General features: G+C 66.8%; 14 protein-coding genes. 5 read left to right on the forward strand and 9 right to left on the reverse strand.

Going from position 1 to position 17,063, the window contains the following annotated elements; genetic code table 11:
* Nucleotides 1-7 precede the first annotated feature (7 nt).
* The gene (locus ABC969_RS06150) at nt 8-1,432 is read left to right on the forward strand and encodes a sigma-54-dependent transcriptional regulator (RefSeq protein ID WP_345863682.1); all 1,425 of its coding nucleotides are present in this window, start codon (nt 8-10) and stop codon (nt 1,430-1,432) included.
* A 4-nt stretch (nt 1,433-1,436) separates the two neighbouring features.
* Here ABC969_RS06150 and ABC969_RS06155 read toward each other — a convergent pair whose 3' ends face one another.
* From ABC969_RS06155 to glmM, 7 genes are all read right to left on the reverse strand, one after another.
* Nucleotides 1,437-2,321: a bestrophin family protein gene (locus tag ABC969_RS06155; RefSeq protein ID WP_345863683.1), complete on the reverse strand. Its 885-nt coding sequence runs from the start codon at nt 2,319-2,321 to the stop codon at nt 1,437-1,439.
* A 51-nt stretch (nt 2,322-2,372) separates the two neighbouring features.
* Nucleotides 2,373-3,443 (reverse strand): dihydropteroate synthase, encoded by a 1,071-nt coding sequence (gene folP, locus ABC969_RS06160; RefSeq protein WP_345863685.1) that lies wholly within the window; start codon nt 3,441-3,443, stop codon nt 2,373-2,375.
* Nucleotides 3,444-3,500: 57 nt separating this feature from the next.
* The gene (locus tag ABC969_RS06165) at nt 3,501-4,640 is read right to left on the reverse strand and encodes a site-specific DNA-methyltransferase (protein ID WP_345863686.1); all 1,140 of its coding nucleotides are present in this window, start codon (nt 4,638-4,640) and stop codon (nt 3,501-3,503) included.
* 182 nt (nt 4,641-4,822) lie between these two features.
* The gene (locus ABC969_RS06170) at nt 4,823-5,431 is read right to left on the reverse strand and encodes a ribonuclease HII (protein WP_345863688.1); all 609 of its coding nucleotides are present in this window, start codon (nt 5,429-5,431) and stop codon (nt 4,823-4,825) included.
* Nucleotides 5,424-6,386, reverse strand: coding sequence for a bifunctional hydroxymethylpyrimidine kinase/phosphomethylpyrimidine kinase (thiD, locus tag ABC969_RS06175; protein WP_345863841.1), 963 nt, complete (start codon nt 6,384-6,386; stop codon nt 5,424-5,426). The genes ABC969_RS06170 and thiD overlap by 8 nt, the downstream gene beginning before the upstream one ends.
* Before the next feature lie 229 nt (nt 6,387-6,615).
* Nucleotides 6,616-6,840: a DUF1272 domain-containing protein gene (locus tag ABC969_RS06180; RefSeq protein ID WP_345863690.1), complete on the reverse strand. Its 225-nt coding sequence runs from the start codon at nt 6,838-6,840 to the stop codon at nt 6,616-6,618.
* A 130-nt stretch (nt 6,841-6,970) separates the two neighbouring features.
* Nucleotides 6,971-8,314, reverse strand: a complete 1,344-nt coding sequence (glmM, locus tag ABC969_RS06185) for a phosphoglucosamine mutase (RefSeq protein WP_345863691.1) — start codon at nt 8,312-8,314, stop codon at nt 6,971-6,973.
* Nucleotides 8,315-8,396: 82 nt separating this feature from the next.
* Between glmM and ABC969_RS06190 the strand changes: the two genes are divergently transcribed.
* Nucleotides 8,397-9,710, forward strand: a complete 1,314-nt coding sequence (locus tag ABC969_RS06190; protein WP_345863693.1) for a dicarboxylate/amino acid:cation symporter — start codon at nt 8,397-8,399, stop codon at nt 9,708-9,710.
* On the opposite strand, the gene ABC969_RS06195 is transcribed toward ABC969_RS06190, so the two are convergent.
* The gene (locus tag ABC969_RS06195; RefSeq protein WP_345863694.1) at nt 9,644-9,952 is read right to left on the reverse strand and encodes a hypothetical protein; all 309 of its coding nucleotides are present in this window, start codon (nt 9,950-9,952) and stop codon (nt 9,644-9,646) included. The two genes, ABC969_RS06190 and ABC969_RS06195, sit on opposite strands and share 67 nt — an antisense overlap.
* Before the next feature lie 151 nt (nt 9,953-10,103).
* On the opposite strand from ABC969_RS06195, the gene ABC969_RS06200 reads away from it, so the two are divergent.
* Nucleotides 10,104-11,225, forward strand: a complete 1,122-nt coding sequence (locus ABC969_RS06200) for an extracellular catalytic domain type 1 short-chain-length polyhydroxyalkanoate depolymerase (protein WP_345863695.1) — start codon at nt 10,104-10,106, stop codon at nt 11,223-11,225.
* 21 nt (nt 11,226-11,246) lie between these two features.
* On the opposite strand, the gene pepN is transcribed toward ABC969_RS06200, so the two are convergent.
* The gene (gene pepN, locus ABC969_RS06205) at nt 11,247-13,865 is read right to left on the reverse strand and encodes an aminopeptidase N (protein WP_345863697.1); all 2,619 of its coding nucleotides are present in this window, start codon (nt 13,863-13,865) and stop codon (nt 11,247-11,249) included.
* Nucleotides 13,866-13,977: 112 nt separating this feature from the next.
* Between pepN and ABC969_RS06210 the strand changes: the two genes are divergently transcribed.
* Together ABC969_RS06210 and ABC969_RS06215 are read left to right on the forward strand one after the other, a co-directional pair.
* A complete protein-coding gene (locus ABC969_RS06210; protein ID WP_345863698.1) occupies nt 13,978-15,648 on the forward strand; it encodes a M28 family metallopeptidase in 1,671 nt (556 codons plus the stop codon).
* 42 nt (nt 15,649-15,690) lie between these two features.
* Complete coding sequence (locus ABC969_RS06215; protein WP_345863699.1) at nt 15,691-16,968, forward strand: M48 family metalloprotease; 1,278 nt, start codon at nt 15,691-15,693, stop codon at nt 16,966-16,968.
* The last annotated feature ends 95 nt before the right edge of the window (nt 16,969-17,063 follow it).

Here is a 17,063-nt window from a genome sequence, read left to right on the forward strand (position 1 = left end):
CAAAAGAATGACGCGCAACGGACAGCGCCTGTTGATGCTGATCGACGACGAGCCCGCCCAGCGCCGGCTGATCGCGGCGATCGCCGCGCGGCGCGGTTGGCGCGCAGTGTTTGCCGATGACGCCGAAATGGCCATCGCCATGCTCGGCACGCAGGACGGCATGCAGCTCGACGCGATCCTGCTCGATCATTGGGCCGCAGAGACGGACGCGGCGGCGCTGATCGCGGAGATTCGCGCGCGCCGCCCGGCGCTGCCGTTGCTGATGCTCACCGCCAACGGCTCGGTCGCGCACGCCGTTGCGGCGATGCGCGCCGGCGCCACCGATTTCCTGGTCAAGCCTCTTGCCCCCGAACGGCTGCTTGCCGCACTGGACGCCGCCGTTGCCGGCAGGACGGCCGGCGAGTTGCGCCCGTTGAGCGAAAAGATTCCTGCTTTGCTCGCGTTCGACGAGATTGTCGGATCGTCGCCTGATTTTCGCGCGGCGCTGGCGATCGCCGCCAAGGCGGCGCGCGCGCGCGTTGCCCTGCTGCTCGAAGGCGAGAGCGGCGTGGGCAAGGAAGTTGTGGCGGAGGCGATCCACGCTGCGTCGCCCCGCTCGAAGCGGACGATGGTGACCGTTAACTGCGGGGCGATTCCGGCCAATCTGGTGGAATCGGAACTGTTCGGGCATGAAAAGGGCGCGTTTACCGGCGCGTTCGAGCGAAAAATCGGGCGATTCCAAGAAGCTGATGGCAGCACGATCCTGCTCGACGAAGTCGGCGAGATGCCGCTCGAGGCGCAGGTCAAGCTGCTGCGCGTGCTGCAATCGGGCGAGATCCATCCGATCGGCGCGCGCCATCCTAAGGAAGTCGACGTCCGGGTGATCGCCGCGACCAACAAGAAATTGATCGAAGAAGTCGAGGCCGGCCGCTTCCGCGAAGATCTGTATTACCGGCTCAACGTGGTGCAGGTAACCATCCCGCCGCTGCGCGAACGCACCGCCGATATCCCAGCGTTGACCCGGCACCTGCTCGCCCGTGTCGCGCAGCAACCCGGGCTACGTCCGCTCGGCATCACTGACGATGCGCTGGCACTGCTCGGCGGGTATGACTGGCCGGGCAATGTTCGGCAGTTGCAGAACGCGCTGTTCCGTGCCGCGGTGTTGTGCGACGGCGACGCACTGACGCGCGCCGATTTCCCGCAGATCGCCGCGCTCAGCCAGCAACGGCACAGCACGCCCGGCCCGGTGCCGATGGCGACCAGCGGCGGCGTTACGCTGTTCCACGCGGACGGCAATCTTCGCGCGCTGGAGGACATCGAGGCGGATGTCATCCGCCTTGCCATCGGCCATTATCGCGGCCGCATGACCGAGGTAGCGCGGCGGCTGGGGATCGGCCGCTCGACGCTGTACCGCAAGTTGGGCGAACTCGGGATCGATAACGCTGCCGCCTGAGGCGTCACCACAACACGCCCTTGACCGGCACGACCGGCTCCGGCGCGGGATCGCCGAGCGCCTGCAGCAGATCGATTTCGATCGTGCGCGTCATCGCGGTAAGCGGCACATCGTGCACGCTATCGGCAAACGGATCGACCAGATCATCGCCGATCTGCAACACCGCCAGGAACATCAGCCCCGCGACGGTCGAGCCGATCGGCGTGGCATAGCCCAAGGTTTCGACCAGCCCGATCGGCAGCAACACGCAGAACAATCGCGTGAAAAAGGTCGGGAAGAAGCGATACTGGTTGGGCAGGGGCGTGTTCTTGAGCCGCTCCATCCCGCCCTGGGAATTGGCGATATCGACCAGGGTACGCTCGATCGAGGCTTGCTGCACGGTATCGATCCAGCCTTGGGCACGCGCCTGATCGACGCGGCGACCGGTGCCGTCGAGAATGCCATTGGCCCGGTTGGTGCGGGCCAGCGACGGCGCCGCCTCGTCCGGCGACAGGAAGCGGTTTAGCTCCGTCGTGGGATCCTGCCGCCGGAGCTGGCAGCGCAAGACGTGGGCGTAAGTGATCTGCCGCAGGATGATCGCGCGCTGCAGATCGCGCCCTTCATCGTCGGGCAAATAACTGCGGGCGGCGCGCGCCAGACTACGCGATGAATTGATCATCGCCCCCCACAACACGCGGCCTTCCCACCAGCGCTGATAGGCCGAGGTACCGCGAAAACCGAGAAACAGCGCCAGCGCCGAGCCGAACAGCGTCAACGGCAGCGACGGCGCTTTGAACGGCATGACGTAATACGTTATCGTTACGATAACGTCCCACACGAACAGGCCGATCAGCGGCCGCCACACCTCAGTGATGATGTGCCGGACCCGCGGCACAGAATCGATGATCATATAATCCTCCACTTGGCCGGCCCGAACGCATCACGCCAAGTCTCGGGTGCATCAGCCGCCAACGAGCGCCTGATCCTTGCAACCGCGCCACACCCGCAACGCCTGTACCGTCTCCGCGACATCATGCACGCGCATCAATTGCACGCCAGCCTCCGCGCCCTTCAGCGCCAGCGCGACCGAGCCGCCCAGCCGTTCACCCGCCGGCGCTTCGTTGGACAGCGCGCCGATCAACCGCTTGCGGCTCGCACCGAGCATGATCGGGCAGCCCAAGCCGTGGAACAGCGCCAGCCCGTTGAGCAACGCCAGGTTCTCCTGCAGCGTCTTGCCGAAGCCGATGCCAGGATCGACCAAGATCCTGCTCCGTTCGACGCCGCCGGCCACCACCGCGGCGATCCGCGCCTCGAGCCAGTCGAACACGTCGGTCAGCACATTGGCATAACCGTTGCCACCATGCGGGCCCTTGGCCGGATCGGGCGAGTGCATCAGGATCACCGGGCAGCCCGCCCTGGCCACCACATCGAGCGCGCGATCATCCCACAACAACGCCGACACATCGTTGACGATCGCGGCGCCGGCAGCCAGCGCGGCCTCCATCACCGCGGCCTTGCGGGTGTCGATCGACACCAGTGCGCCGCCCTTGGCCAGCCGCTCGATAACGGGCACGACGCGCTCGATCTCGTCGCCTTCCCACACGATCGGCGCGCCGGGGCGGGTGGATTCGCCGCCGATGTCGATCAGCGCGGCGCCCTGCACCGTCAGGTCGAACCCGGCGCCGGCGGCAGCGGCGGCGTCACCCAGATGCGCACCGCCATCGGAGAAACTGTCGGGCGTGATGTTGAGGATCGCGGCGACGCCGGGCTGGTCGAAGCGCAGCATGCGGTGTCCCAGTGCAAGGGGAGCGCGGGGCGCGGTGATGGCGGCGTGGAGCTGGCGCGCACGCGCGCTGGTGCCCAGCACGGCATCGAACTCGGCGATCGTTACCGTGCGGCGCGCACTGCCTTCCAGCACGTCATAGGCGGCGAACCATTGCAGCCCGCCGGCGAGGCGCGCGACTTCGCCGTCGCGCCCGATCGGACTGTCGACGAAGTGCGTGGGGCGGAGGTGGAGCATGCGATCAGTCATTCAACTCCCTGCCCTCACCCGGAACAAGCCCGGGGTGACGTGTCATTGGGGCCGGCGTTACGGCTGCGTCGCCAGCAGATAGGTCTGCCGGAGCGTGTCGATCGGCTTCAGCCCCTCGGGCGTCTCGTAATGCCAGAAGGTCCAGCCGTTGCACGCCGGCGCGCCCTGCAGCACCGAGCCCAATTTGTGGATCGACCCGGTCACGTCACCCGACAATACCGAGCCATCCGCCCGCACCGTGACGCTATAACGGCGCTTGGCATCGACCAGCACCGCGCCCGCCACCAGCATGCCATTCTCGACGATCGTGCCGAACGCGACGCGCGGCGCCGCCTTGGGGCTTTGCATCGTTTTCAGCGCCGACTCATCCAGCGGCAGCGCCGCGGCGATCCGCTCGCGCGCCGCCGCGACATACGCCGTCTCGCGTTCGATGCCGATCCAGCGCCGGCCCAGGCGCTTGGCCACCGCGCCGGTCGTGCCGGTGCCGAAGAACGGATCCAGCACCACATCGCCCGGCTTGGTGCAGGCGAGCAGGATGCGATAGATCAGCGCCTCGGGCTTTTGCGTCGGATGGACCTTGACCCCGTCCTTCTTGAGCCGCTCCTGCCCGCCGCACACCGGAAATTCCCAGTCGCTGCGCATCTGCAGCTCATCATTCAGCGTCTTCATGCTGCGATAGTTGAACGTGTAGCGCGCCTTTTCGCCCATCGACGCCCAGATCAGCGTCTCATGCGCGTTGGTGAAGCGCGTGCCCTTGAAATTGGGCATCGGATTGGATTTGCGCCACACGATATCGTTGAGGATCCAATAGCCCAGATCCTGGATCGCGGCGCCGACCTTGTAGATATTGTGATAGCTGCCGATCACCCAGATCGCGCCATTATCCTTCAGGATACGCTTGGCCTCGGCCAGCCATTCACGGGTGAACTTGTCGTATGCGCTCAATGAATCGAACTTGTCCCATTCATCCGTGACGGCATCGACATGGCTGCCATCGGGGCGCGAGAGATCGCCGCCCAATTGCAGATTATAGGGCGGATCGGCGAAGATCAGATCGACCGATTTGGCGGGCAGCGCACGCATCGTGGCGATGCATTCGCCCATCAGGATCTGATCGAGCGGCAGTTCTGCCGCCGGAATCCCGACGGGCTGTGCCGGGGCGCGTGTCGCCGCCCGGACTTTTTCGATGACGCCCATTAACCTTGCCCCTGTCTCTGTCGGCAGCATCCCTGCGGATGCGCGGACTCCGGTCAAGTGAACATTCGTTAACGCCAATTGCCCCTGCGACCTCGGCCTGCGAGAACATTTCGGGGGCGCACCCAGATGTTGAGTCCCGCCTTATCCACAGCCCACCAGCGCTGGGGTGTGGCGCGAAAGACTCACAGATCGAGGAACAGCTGCGCGACCGGCGAAAAGCTCCGCCGATGCAGCGGCGACGGCCCATGTTCGCGCAAGGCAGCGAGATGCGTTCGGCAGCCATAGCCCTTGTTCGAATGCCAATTGTAGTGCGGATATGATTCGGCATGCCCGATCATGATCGTGTCGCGCGTATGCTTGGCGATGATCGAGGCCGCCGCGATCGACAGGCTGATGGCATCGCCGCTGACGATCGGCGTGGCATCATAGCCCCAGCGCGGCAGGCGATTGCCATCGACCAGCACATGGCCGGGCGCGCAGCCCCCCGCTGCCGCCACCGCATCCACCGCCAGCGTCATCGCCTTCATCGTCGCCCAATAGATGTTGAGGCTGTCGATCTCGTCCGCCTCGACGATGCCGACGCCGACGATCGCGCAGCCCTGCAGGCGATCGTGCAGGCGCAGGCGCTCGGCGGGGGAAAGCTTTTTGGAATCATTGATGCCGCGCGGGATGCCCTTGGCCGGCAAGATGACGGCGGCGGCGACCACGGGGCCAGCAAGCGGCCCGCGGCCGGCTTCATCGACCCCGACGACGGGGGCGAGGCAGCGTTTCTCGTGTTTGAGGCTAGGCATTGGTCAGCACGTCATAGGGCACGCGGCCAAGCGCGTGGCCCATCGGGCCGTGGCCTTCCCCAAGGCCAGGGGCATGGGCCAGCGCGGCGCGAACATAGGCGATCGCGCGGCCAATCGCGTCGGGGAGCGGCAGGCCGGCGCCGAGCCCGGCGGCAATACCGCTGGCAAGCGTGCAGCCGGTGCCGTGGCTGTGGCGCGTGACGATGCGGGGATTGAGCCAGCGGGCGATTTCCTCGCCGTTGAGCAGGAGGCGATCGATGATGTCGGGGCCTTCGGCGTGGCCGCCTTTGATGAGGAGGTGGCCCAGGCCGGATGGACGCTCAACATCCTCCCCCGCCAGGGGGAGGTGGCGCGCGTAGCGTGACGGAGGGGGCGGAAGCGGCGCACCCTGTCGCAATGGGCATCGCTCGCCTCCCCCTCCGTCGCCTTCGGCGCCACCTCCCCTTGGCGGGGGAGGATTGAAGTTATCGTCTGGCACCCGATCCGGGTCACCCTCACCCTTCCGCCGTTGCGATCGTCCCTCCAGCACCGCCAATTCCGGCAAGTTTGGCGTCGTAAGGGTGGCGACCGTCATCAGCCGCCCGAACGCGGCGATCGTCGCTGGATCCGCCAGCACCGAACCGCTGGTCGCCACCATCACCGGATCGAACACGATCGGCACGTCCAGCTGCGCGAGCCGATCGGCCAGCGCATTGGCCGTCTCGGCCGAGCCGATCATGCCGATCTTCACCGCATCCACGCCGATATCGGACACGCAGGACTCGATCTGCGCCAGCACCATCGCGGTCGGCACCGGCATCACGGCCTGTACGCCCAAGGTATTCTGCGCGGTGATCGCGGTGATCGCGGTCATGGCGTGGCCGCCGAACATCGTGACGGTCTTGATATCCGCCTGGATGCCCGCGCCGCCGCCCGAATCGGAGCCGGCGATGATCAGGATGCGCGGGGTCTTCATCACGCCGGGTGCGCCGTGAATGTTGACAATGTTGAGACGCCGGCGCGGTTTTGCCCGCCGGCGCGGCGCGAATGTTGACAATGTTGAGACGCCGGCACGGTTTGGTGGGCGGCGACAACGCGACTGTCGAGACGATGGCGGGAGCGACGGTTCATGGCGCTGGGCTATGCCATAACCGGCAGCTTGTAGGACAGCAGTTTCGCCTTTGTTCCGCTGCGGGAGTGATGAACTAGCTGGCGAATTTGCGCGCGGTGGCCGCGGGATGCGTGACCAGCGCCTTGCCGGTGCGCGTCGGGCGATCCATCAATTCGCCGCCGCAATTGGGGCAGCGCTCATCGAGCGCATCGGCGCATTCGGCGCAGAAGGTGCATTCGAACGAACAGATGAACGCGCCGGGCGCGGGCGCGGGCAGATCCGCGCCGCAGCGCTGGCAATCGGGGTGCATGGCGAGCATCGGGCTGCTTTAGCCGCCCGGTCCCGCCCCGTCACCCCAGCGCAGGCTGGGGTCTTTGTGGGGCGGGCGCGCCGCGCGCCTCGGGGAGACCCCAGCGTGCGCTGGGGTGACGGCGGGGCGTTCGGCGAATTCAGGCCGCCGCCACGCGCACCGCGTCGCAGATGCGATCCACCACCCGGGTCACCTGGCCTGCATCGTCGCCCTCGGCCATCACGCGGATCACCGGCTCCGTCCCCGAGGGGCGGATCACGAGCCTCCCCGTGCCGGCCAGCTCGGCCTCCGCCTCGGCGATCACTGCCTTGACTGCCGCATCGTCGAGCGGTTTGCCGCCCTTGAAGCGCACGTTCTTGAGCAATTGCGGCAGCGGCTCGAAACGGTGCAGCACCTGGCTGGCGGGGGCGCCGGCGCGGACCAGCTCGGCGAGGATCTGCAGGCCGGCGACCAGCCCGTCGCCGGTGGTGGCATAATCCGACAGGATGATGTGCCCGCTTTGCTCGCCGCCGACATTATAGCCCTGCGCGCGCATCGCCTCGAGCACATGGCGATCGCCGACCGCGGTGCGCACCAGCCCGATGCCCTGCGTGGCGAGATGCCGCTCGAGCCCGAGATTGGACATCACGGTCGCCACGAGGCCGCCATTCCTGAGCCGCCCGGCGCGGGCATAGCCGCTGGCGATCGTCGCCATCAACTGATCGCCATCGACGACACGGCCGAGTTCATCGACCACGATCAGCCGATCGGCATCGCCATCCAGCGCGATGCCAAGCTGCGCGCCCGCCGCCACCACCGTCTCGCGCAGCAGCTCCGGCGCGGTCGAGCCGACACCGTCGTTGATGTTCTTGCCATTGGGCGTCACGCCGAGCGAGATCACCTCGGCGCCCAGTTCCCACAACGCCGCGGGCGCGACCTGATAGCCTGCGCCATTGGCGCAATCGACGACGATCTTCATGCCGTCCAGCGTCAGTTCTTCCGGAAAGGTGGATTTGGCGAAATGGATATAGCGCCCGCGCGCATCCTCGACGCGGCGCGCACGGCCGATTTCGGGCGGGGCGGCGAGCGCGACGTCGCTGCCGTCGATCAGCGCCTCGATCGCCATCTCGTCTTCGTCGCTGAGCTTGTAGCCATCGGGCCCGAACAATTTGATGCCGTTATCGCCATAGGGATTGTGGCTGGCGGAGATCATCACGCCCATGTCCGCGCGCATCGACTGCGTCAGCATCGCCACTGCCGGGGTGGGCATCGGGCCGAGCAGCACGACATCCATGCCGACCGAGGTGAAGCCCGCGACCATCGCGTTTTCGAGCATATAGCCCGACAGCCGCGTGTCCTTGCCGATCACCACGCGGTGGCGGTGATCGCCGCGGCGGAAATGCGCGCCCGCCGCCATGCCGACCTTCATGGCCATCGCCGCGGTCATGTTGGCGCCGTTGGTGACCCCACGAATACCATCGGTGCCGAAATATTTCCTTGCCATGTCAAGCGTTCCTGTCCGCTATGCGTTCGCCTAGGCGTGAAGAGCGCCGCGCGTGTCCGCGTAGCCATATCGAAGGATCAGCATGTCGCAAGCTACCCGTATCCTGATGGCCCTGGTGGTTGGGCTGGGCGGGGGCATTGCGCTTGCCGCCGTGCAACCGGCCGCGGTCGAGGGAACGATTGCGATCGCGCAGCCGATCGGCACCGCCTGGCTGCACGCGCTGCAGATGACGATCGTGCCGCTGGTCGTCTCGCTGCTGATCACCGGCGTGGCGGCGACGGCGGCGGCGGCGCAGGCCGGGCGGCTCGCCGGGCGCGCGATCGCCTTATATATCGGCCTGCTGTTCTGCTCGGCGCTCGCGGCGGCGATCCTGACGCCCTTGTTTCTGGAGATCGTGCCGTTGCCCCGTGAGTCCGCCGCGGCGTTGCGCGCGGCGATGATCGGCGCCGAGACGATCCCGACGGTACCGCCACTGGGCCAGTTCTTCGCGGATGTGATCCCCGGCAATGTCGTGAAGGCGGCGGCGGAGAATTCGTTTCTGTCGCTGATCATATTCGCGCTGATCTTCGCCTTTGCCATGACGCGCATCGCCGGCGAGTTGCGCGTGTTGCTGACGCAATTCTTCACCGCGATCCGCGATACCATGCTGGTGGTGATCGAATGGGTGTTGTGGATCGGCCCGGTCGGCGTGTTCGCGCTGGCGCTGGTGGTCGGCGCGCGCGCCGGATCGGGCGCGTTCGGCGCGCTGATCCATTACATCGCCACGGTCGTCGCGGTCGGGCTGACCGTGTCGCTCGCCGCTTATCCGCTCGCCGTGTTCGGCGGGCGCACCAGGCTGGGCGCCTATGCGCGCGCCGCGCTGCCCAGCCAGGCAGTGGCGGTGAGCACGCAATCCTCGCTCGCCTCGCTCCCCGCGATGGTCGAGGGTGCGACCGATCTGGGCGTGCCGGTGGCAACATCGGGCGTGACGCTGCCGCTGGCAGTGGCGATCTTCCGCGCCACCGGCCCGGCGATGAACTTCGCCGTGGCGATCTATATCGCCGTGTGGTTCGAGGTGCCGCTGAGCCCGGCGACGCTGGCGGTGGGCACGATCGTGGCCACGCTGACCTCGCTGGGATCGGTCAGCCTGCCCGGGACGGTCAGCTATGTCAGCGCAATCGCGCCGGTGGCCGCGACGATCGGCGCACCGGTCGCGCCGCTCGGACTGCTCGTGGCGGTGGAGACGATCCCCGACATCATGCGCACGCTGGGCAACGTGATGATGGATCTGGCGACCACGCTGACCTTATCCCGCCGGACGCGCGCGGCGCCCGGCGAGGACCTGGTGGGTCATTCGTCAGTATCGGTTTCGACCACGCCCGAGGCGTTGAATTCGCCAAACGCATCGCGCACCTGAGCCGCGGCGGCTTCGTCGGGAACGTCGATCGAGACGACGATCGCGCCGGTCAGCGCCGCATCGTCCGGCGACGCCCGCCCGGTATCGTCGGCGCCCGCCGGCTCGACGCCCGCACTGTTGGCATCGCCACCGGCAGTAACGCTGATCGCCGCGCGATCGAACTTGAATTCCTGCACGAGGCGTTCGACGGTCATTTCCGCCTCACGGCGCGTGTCGAACGTGGCGGTCAATACGATGCTCATGATCTTGTCCCGAATGGTTTCGCTGTCTGAGCGCCCGGCAGCGGCTCCTGGTTCCCTCGCCCAAGATTTCTGCTGCATCGCAGCAACAACTTGGCCCGGTGCTGCGTTCTAGCAGCCAGGTCGATCTTCCCGACCGGAGGAAGAGACGATCATGGCACGCATTTCCGAAACCCTGGCGGAGCTGGCCGCCGCCCGTTTGCCGGGCGGCGCGGGCGCGACGCGCGAAAGCGATGCGTTGCAGCCGCTGACGCCGACGGGGCGCAATCCCGGCGCGCTGGGCGCTTGGATGTACGTGCCCGCCGATCTGCCGCCGGGCGCGCCACTCGTCGTTGTGCTGCATGGCTGCACGCAGACCGCCGCTGGCTTCGATTACGGCACCGGCTGGTCGACGCTGGCCGAGCGCGCGGGCTTTGCGCTGCTATTCCCCGAACAACGCCGCGGCAACAACATGAACCTGTGCTTCAACTGGTTCCAGAGCGCCGACATCGCGCGGCTCGGCGGGGAGGCGGAATCGATCGCCGAACTGACCGAACAGATGATCGCCACGCATGACCTTGATGCGGCGCGCGTGTTCGTCACCGGCCTGTCGGCGGGCGGCGCGATGACCGCGGTGATGCTGGCGACCTATCCCGATCTGTTTGCCGCGGGGGCGATCATCGGCGGGCTGCCTTATGATTGCGCCAACGGCGTGTCGGAGGCAATGGCGCGCATGGCCGGGCGTTTCGCCGCGGGCGGCGATACCGCGGCGGTGATGCGTGCCGCGCCCGGCACGCGCCGACCGCGCGTGTCGATCTGGCACGGCAGCGCCGATCATACCGTGGTGATCGGCAATCTCGATCGGCTGGCCGCGCAATGGCGCGGCGCGCATGATCTGGGCGATGCCCCCGGCATGATCGCCAAAGGCGCCGGCTGGACGCAGGAAAGCTGGATCAGCGGCGGCGAGACGCTGGTCGAAACATGGCGCATCACGGGCATGGGCCACGGCGTGCCGATCGACCCCGAGGGCGCCGAGCAGCTCGGCGCGGTGGGGCCATATATGCTGGCCGCGGGGATCGACAGCACGGCGATGATCGCCAAATCCTGGGGCCTGCTGCCCGCCAAGGCAGCGCGCGTCGCGCCAGCCACCAAGCCCAGCGCCAAGATTCTGCCGCCCAAGCGGCTTGCCCCCCGCCACGCCAAGCCCGCCGCGGCGCCCAAGGCGGCAGCAAAGCCGATCGCGGGCATCCAAGGCGTGATCGAAAATGCGCTGCGCGCCGCGGGGCTGATGAAATAGCGGCGCGGCGCCCCTACCCGCCTACCCCGCCAGGCTCTTCGATGCCTGTTCGAACATATCCTTCGACAGACCTGGCGTTGCCACGATGCGTTCCAGTTCCTGGCGCATCAGCGCGGCGCGGGCCTCGTCGAAACGCCGCCAGCGGCCGAGCGGGGGAATCATCTTAGCAGCGGTCTGCGGGTTGAGCTTGTCCAGCGCGATCAGCTGATCGGCGACGAAGCGATAGCCCGCGCCGTCCGCCGCGTGAAAGGCGCGCTGGTTGGCGCTGAACGCGCCGATCAGCGCGCGCGCACGATTGGGGTTGGCCAGCGTAAAATCACGGTGCCGCGCCAGTTCCTCGACGGTCGCCAGCGTATCGGCGCGTGAACTGAGCGCCTGCACCTGGAACCATTTATCAAGCACCAGCGCATTATCGCCGTAGCGATTGTAGAAAATATCAAGCGCGGCGACGCGTTCGGGCGACTCCCCGGCGACCAGGGTGGCGAGCGCCCCCTGCCGATCGGTCATATTGTCCGCGCCCTCGAACTGCGCAAAGGCGAGCCCCGCGGCATCGTCCACGCCGCTCGCCGCGATATAGCCCAGCGCCACCGTCTTGAGCCGGCGCAACCCCTTGGCGGCGGGCGTATATTCGAAACGATCGACCTGCGCGGCATCATAGGCCGCGCGCCAGCGGCCAGCGAGGCGCTGCCCGACATCCGCGCGCAACGCTTCCCGCGCGCGGAAAATCGCTTCCGGATCGACGCGCGCCATCTGATCGCCGACAAATGCATCCGATGGCAGCAACACCGCCTCGGCAATAAACGCGGGATCAAGCGCGGCATTATCAAGCGTGCCAGCGATCGCCGCGATCACCGCCTGATGATCCGCCGTGCCGTTGGCGGCGCTTTCCACCAGCGTATCGAGCATCAATTGCTGCATCGCCTCATAACGCGCGAACGGATCGTCATCATGCGCGCTGAGAAAGGCGAGATCGGCCGCGCTGCGATCCGTTTCGATCACCACCGGCGCCGAAAAGCCGCGATTGATCGACAGGATCGGGCGCTCGCCGACACCTTCGAACACGATGTGTTCGGTCGGCTGATCAAGCAACACGAGCTGCTCCGGCGCCAGCGTCTGCGCGGTTTGCGCGCCGAACAATTTGAGCTTGAGCGGCAACACCATCGGTTGCTTGCTCGGCTGGCCCGGCGTTGGCGGAGTGCGCTGCGACACCGTGAGCGTGGCGCGATCGCTGCCCGTATCGTGGTGCAGGCTGGCGGTGACGCGCGGCGTTCCCGCCTGCGCATACCACAGGCGGAATTGTGACAGGTCCACGCCGCTGCCCGCCTCCATCGAGGCGACGAAATCCTCGCACGTCGCCGCCGTGCCATCGAAACGGTCGAAATACAGATCAGTGCCGGCGCGGAAGCGCTCCGGCCCCAGGATCGTGGCGATCATGCGGATCACCTCGGCGCCCTTGTTGTAGATCGTGGCCGTGTAGAAGTTGGAGATTTCTTGATATTCATCCGGGCGGATGGGATGCGCCAGCGGGCCGGCATCCTCGGGGAATTGCGCGGCGCGCAAGCCCCGCACATCCTCGATCCGCTTGACCGCGGCCGAGCCCTGATCGGCCGAGAAGCCCTGATCGCGGAACACGGTGAAGCCTTCCTTGAGGCTCAGCTGGAACCAGTCCCGGCAGGTGATGCGGTTGCCCGACCAATTATGAAAATATTCGTGCGCGACGACCGCGGCGATGGCATCGAAATCGTAATCCGTCGCGGTATCGGCATCGGCGAGGATGTAGCGGCTGTTGAAGATGTTCAGCCCCTTGTTTTCCATCGCGCCGAAATTGAAATCGTCGACCGCAACGATGTTGAACACATCGAGATCATATTCGCGGCCATAGACGCGCTCGTCCCACGCCATCGAGGTTTGCAGCGCGGCCAGCGCATGTTCCGTCTTGGGCAGATCGGCGGCGCGCACCCAGATGCCCAGCGCGACATCGCGCCCCGACATGGTGGTGAAGGTGGCGCGGTTGGCGACGAGATCGCCGGCGACCAGCGCGAACAGATACGAAGGCTTGGGGAACGGATCGCGCCATTCGGCCCAGTGCCGGCCATCGGGCAGATCGCCCGCAGCGATCGGATCGCCATTGGCGAGCAGCACCGGATAGCGCGCTTTATCCGCCGCCAGGCGCACCGTGTAGACGCTCAGCACATCGGGGCGATCGGGGAAGAAGGTGATGCGCCGGAAGCCTTCGGCCTCGCATTGCGTGCACAGATTGCCGCCCGAGGCATACAGCCCCATCAGCTGCGTGTTGCGCTCCGGCGCGATCTCCACTTCGGTTTCAACAACATGCGCCGCGCCGCTGAGCGGGACAATCAGCGCACCGCCTTCCAGCCGCCAATCGTTGATCGCCACGCCATCGACGATGACCGACAGCGGCGTCTGCCCGCCGCCATCCAGCACCAGCGGCTGATCATGCGCGCTGCTGCGCACCACCTGGAGCGTGGCGCGGACCCGCGTGGCCGCCGCATCAAGCGCGAAATCGAGCGCGATCTCGGGCACCTGCCAATCGGGCGGGGTATAATCCTCGCGCCGGATGACCCCGGCGGCAGCAAGGGGAGCGAGGGGCGGATGGGCGATGGCCTGAACGTCGAGCATGCGCTGAATGTAGGGACGCGACGCCCGCCTGTCACCGGACTCGGCGGCGTTTGCGCAGGCGAAACCGCATGCTACCGCCCAAATACACGCTGCAACGCGCAAAGGATTTGTAATGCTTCGAATTTTGGGCGCCGTGGCGCTGGCGACGATCACCACTGCTGCGGGCGCCGAGGAAGCGCCCAAGCCGCGCGACAATTTGGCGATCAACGCGATCATCACCGCGCCGCTGCCCGAGGATCAGGCGGCGATGAAGGCGCATGTGATGTTCCTCGCCTCCGACGCGATGCGCGGGCGCGAGGCGGGCAGCGCCGAATTCGATATCGCCGCGCAATATGTCGCCGCGCAATTCTATGCCGCCGGGCTGCGGCCCGCAGGCGACGAGGGCGGCTATCTGCAAAAGGTGCCGCTGACCACGTACCGCGCGGCGGACAAGGGCAGTTTCGTGCTGACCCGCGCGGGCCGCGCGCCCCAGCCGCTGCTGTTCGGCGAGGATGTCGTCCCCGCCGCCAATCCGGCGGCGCGCGAAACGACGCTGAATGCGCCGGTGGTGTTCGTCGGCTTCGGCATCGTCGCGCCGCATGCCGGGCGCGATGATTATGCCGGCGTGGATGTGCGCGGCAAGATCGTGGCCTATTTCGGCGGCGCGCCGGAGAGCCTGCAAAGCGAGGAGCGCGCGCATTTCTCGGGCGGCAGCGCCAAGCAGGCAATCGCCGCCCAGCACGGCGCGCTGGGCACGATCACGATCGAGCGCGCCGGGGCGCAACGGGCGCAACCGTTCGCGCGGCTGGCGGCGGAATGGGATCGCGCGCGCACGACCTGGGCGCTGGCCGATGGCACAGGCAAGCCGGATGGCGCGCCCAATCTCGGCACGCTGAGCGCCAGCGGCGCGGCGAAGCTGTTCGCTGGCGCCAAGACCAAATGGGCGCGGATCGCCAAACAGGCGCGCAACAGCGAAACGCGCTTCACCGCCGAGACGCTGCCCGTGACGCTCGCGGTCGCAGCTAAAACCACCTTCACGCCCGTGCTCAGCAGCAACGTGGCGGGCATCATCCCGGGGAGCGACCCCGTGCTTGGCAAGCAGGTCGTGGTGCTGTCGGCGCATCTCGATCATATCGGCGTGGGCAAGCCCGATGCCAGCGGCGACACGATCTATAACGGCGCGGAAGACAATGCGATCGGCATCGCCAGCCTGATCGAGGAAGCGAAGCGCTTCAAGACGAGCGGCAAGGCACCGCGCCGCACGATCATGTTCCTGGCGGTAACGGCGGAGGAAAAGGGCCTGGTTGGCGCGGATTATTTCGCGCGCCACCCGACCGTGCCGATCAATACGATCGTGGCCGACGTCAATCTCGACATGCCGATCCTGACCTTCGCGTTCGAGGACATGACGGTGTACGGCGCGGATCGCTCGACGCTGGGGCCGATCGTGGCCAAGGCGGTGGGCACGCTGGGGGTCACGATGGGGCCCGATCCCGATCCTGCGCAAGGCTTCTTCGTGCGCTCGGACCATTACCGTTTCGTGCAGCAGGGCGTGCCCTCGGTATTCCTGTGGCCGGGCCAGGCCGGGCCGGGCAAGGCGGCCTATGCCGATTTCCTGTCGCGGCATTATCACAAGCCGTCGGACGATCTGACGCAGCAGCCCGCGCTCGATTGGGCGCAGGGCATCCGCTTCGTCGATGCCAATTATGCCATCGCCCGCGCGATCGCCGATGATGATGCCCGCCCGCGCTGGAACAAGGGCGATTTCTTCGGGCTGCTCTATAATGGCTATGGCGCGCGTTAACATCTCGCGCTTGATTGAGAAATCGGCGGTTCGGGGGATTTGATGCGCAAGGCTTTGGGATACGGATTGATTGCGGCGTTAACGCTCCCTGCCGTGGCGCATGCCGCCACGCCGGGGTTCGATGTCGACGCGGCGACGCGCGCCTATCTCGCGTTGCTGCAAGGCCCGTCCCGTGCGCAATCCGACGCCTATTTCGAGGGCGGCTATTGGCTGCCCTTGTGGAGTACGCTGGTATCCAGCCTGGTCTATCTGGCGTTGCTGTTCACCGGCGTGTCGCCGCGGCTGCGCACCTGGGCCGAGCGCAAGACGCGCAAACGCTGGCTGGTGCCGGGGATCTACGCGCTGCCGTTGGTTGTGCTGACGACGGTACTGACGCTGCCCTGGTCGATCTACGCCGGTTTCCTGCGGGAGAATCAGTATGGCCTGATGAACCAGAGCTTCGCCGGCTGGGCGATCGACGCGGCCAAGGCGTTCGGCATCGGGCTGATCTTCAACGCGCTGCTGGCCATTCTGCTGTTCGCGGTGATCCGCGGGTTTCGCCGCAGCTGGTGGCTGATCGGCAGCGGCGTGATGGTGGCGGTGGTGCTGTTCGGCGCGCTGGTCACGCCGGTGTTCATCGCGCCCTTGTTCAACACCTATACCGAGCTTCCCGCCGGGCCGATCCGTGAGCGCATCGTGGCGATCGCCGCGGCCAACCAGATCCCGGCCGAGCATATCTACGTCTCGGATGCCTCGCGCCAGACCGAGCGCATCTCAGCCAATGTCTCGGGGCTGGGGCCGACGATCCGCATCACGCTCAACGACAATCTGCTCGAGCGCACCGCGCCTGAGGAAGTGGTGGCGGTGATGGGGCATGAGATGGGCCATTATGTGCTCAATCACGTGTGGAGGCTGATCCTCGCCTTCAGCCTGGTGGTCCTGCTGCTGTTCTTCGTCGTCAGCCGGATTGCGCCCGCGCTGATCGCGCGCAACCCGCGCTGGGGCGTGCGCAACGTGGCCGATCCGGCGGCGACGCCCGTGCTGCTGCTGCTCGCCGGGATCGGCGGCCTGATCCTGACGCCGGTGCAGAATTCGATCATCCGCCATCACGAGATCGAGGCGGATATTTTCGGGCTGGATGCGGCGCGCGAACCCGATGGCTTTGCCAAGACGGCGATGCGCTTGTCCGAATATCGCAAGATTTCGCCGGGGGCGGTGGAGGAAATCTTGTTCTTCGATCACCCGTCGGGCGAAAACCGCGTGCGGCGCTCGATGCAGTGGAAGAAGGATCATGTGCCCGGCGCGACGATGGTGACGCCCAGCCCGATCACGGGGAAGTAAGCCCGTCATCCCAGCGAACGCTGGGATCTCAGGCGGCGGCGTGCGACAGGAGCCGCGTGAGACCCCGGCTTTCGCCGGGGTGACGGTGAGAATTG

It is taken from the genome of Sphingomonas qilianensis (assembly GCF_039614825.1).
Classification (GTDB): Bacteria; Pseudomonadota; Alphaproteobacteria; order Sphingomonadales; family Sphingomonadaceae; genus Sphingomonas; species Sphingomonas qilianensis.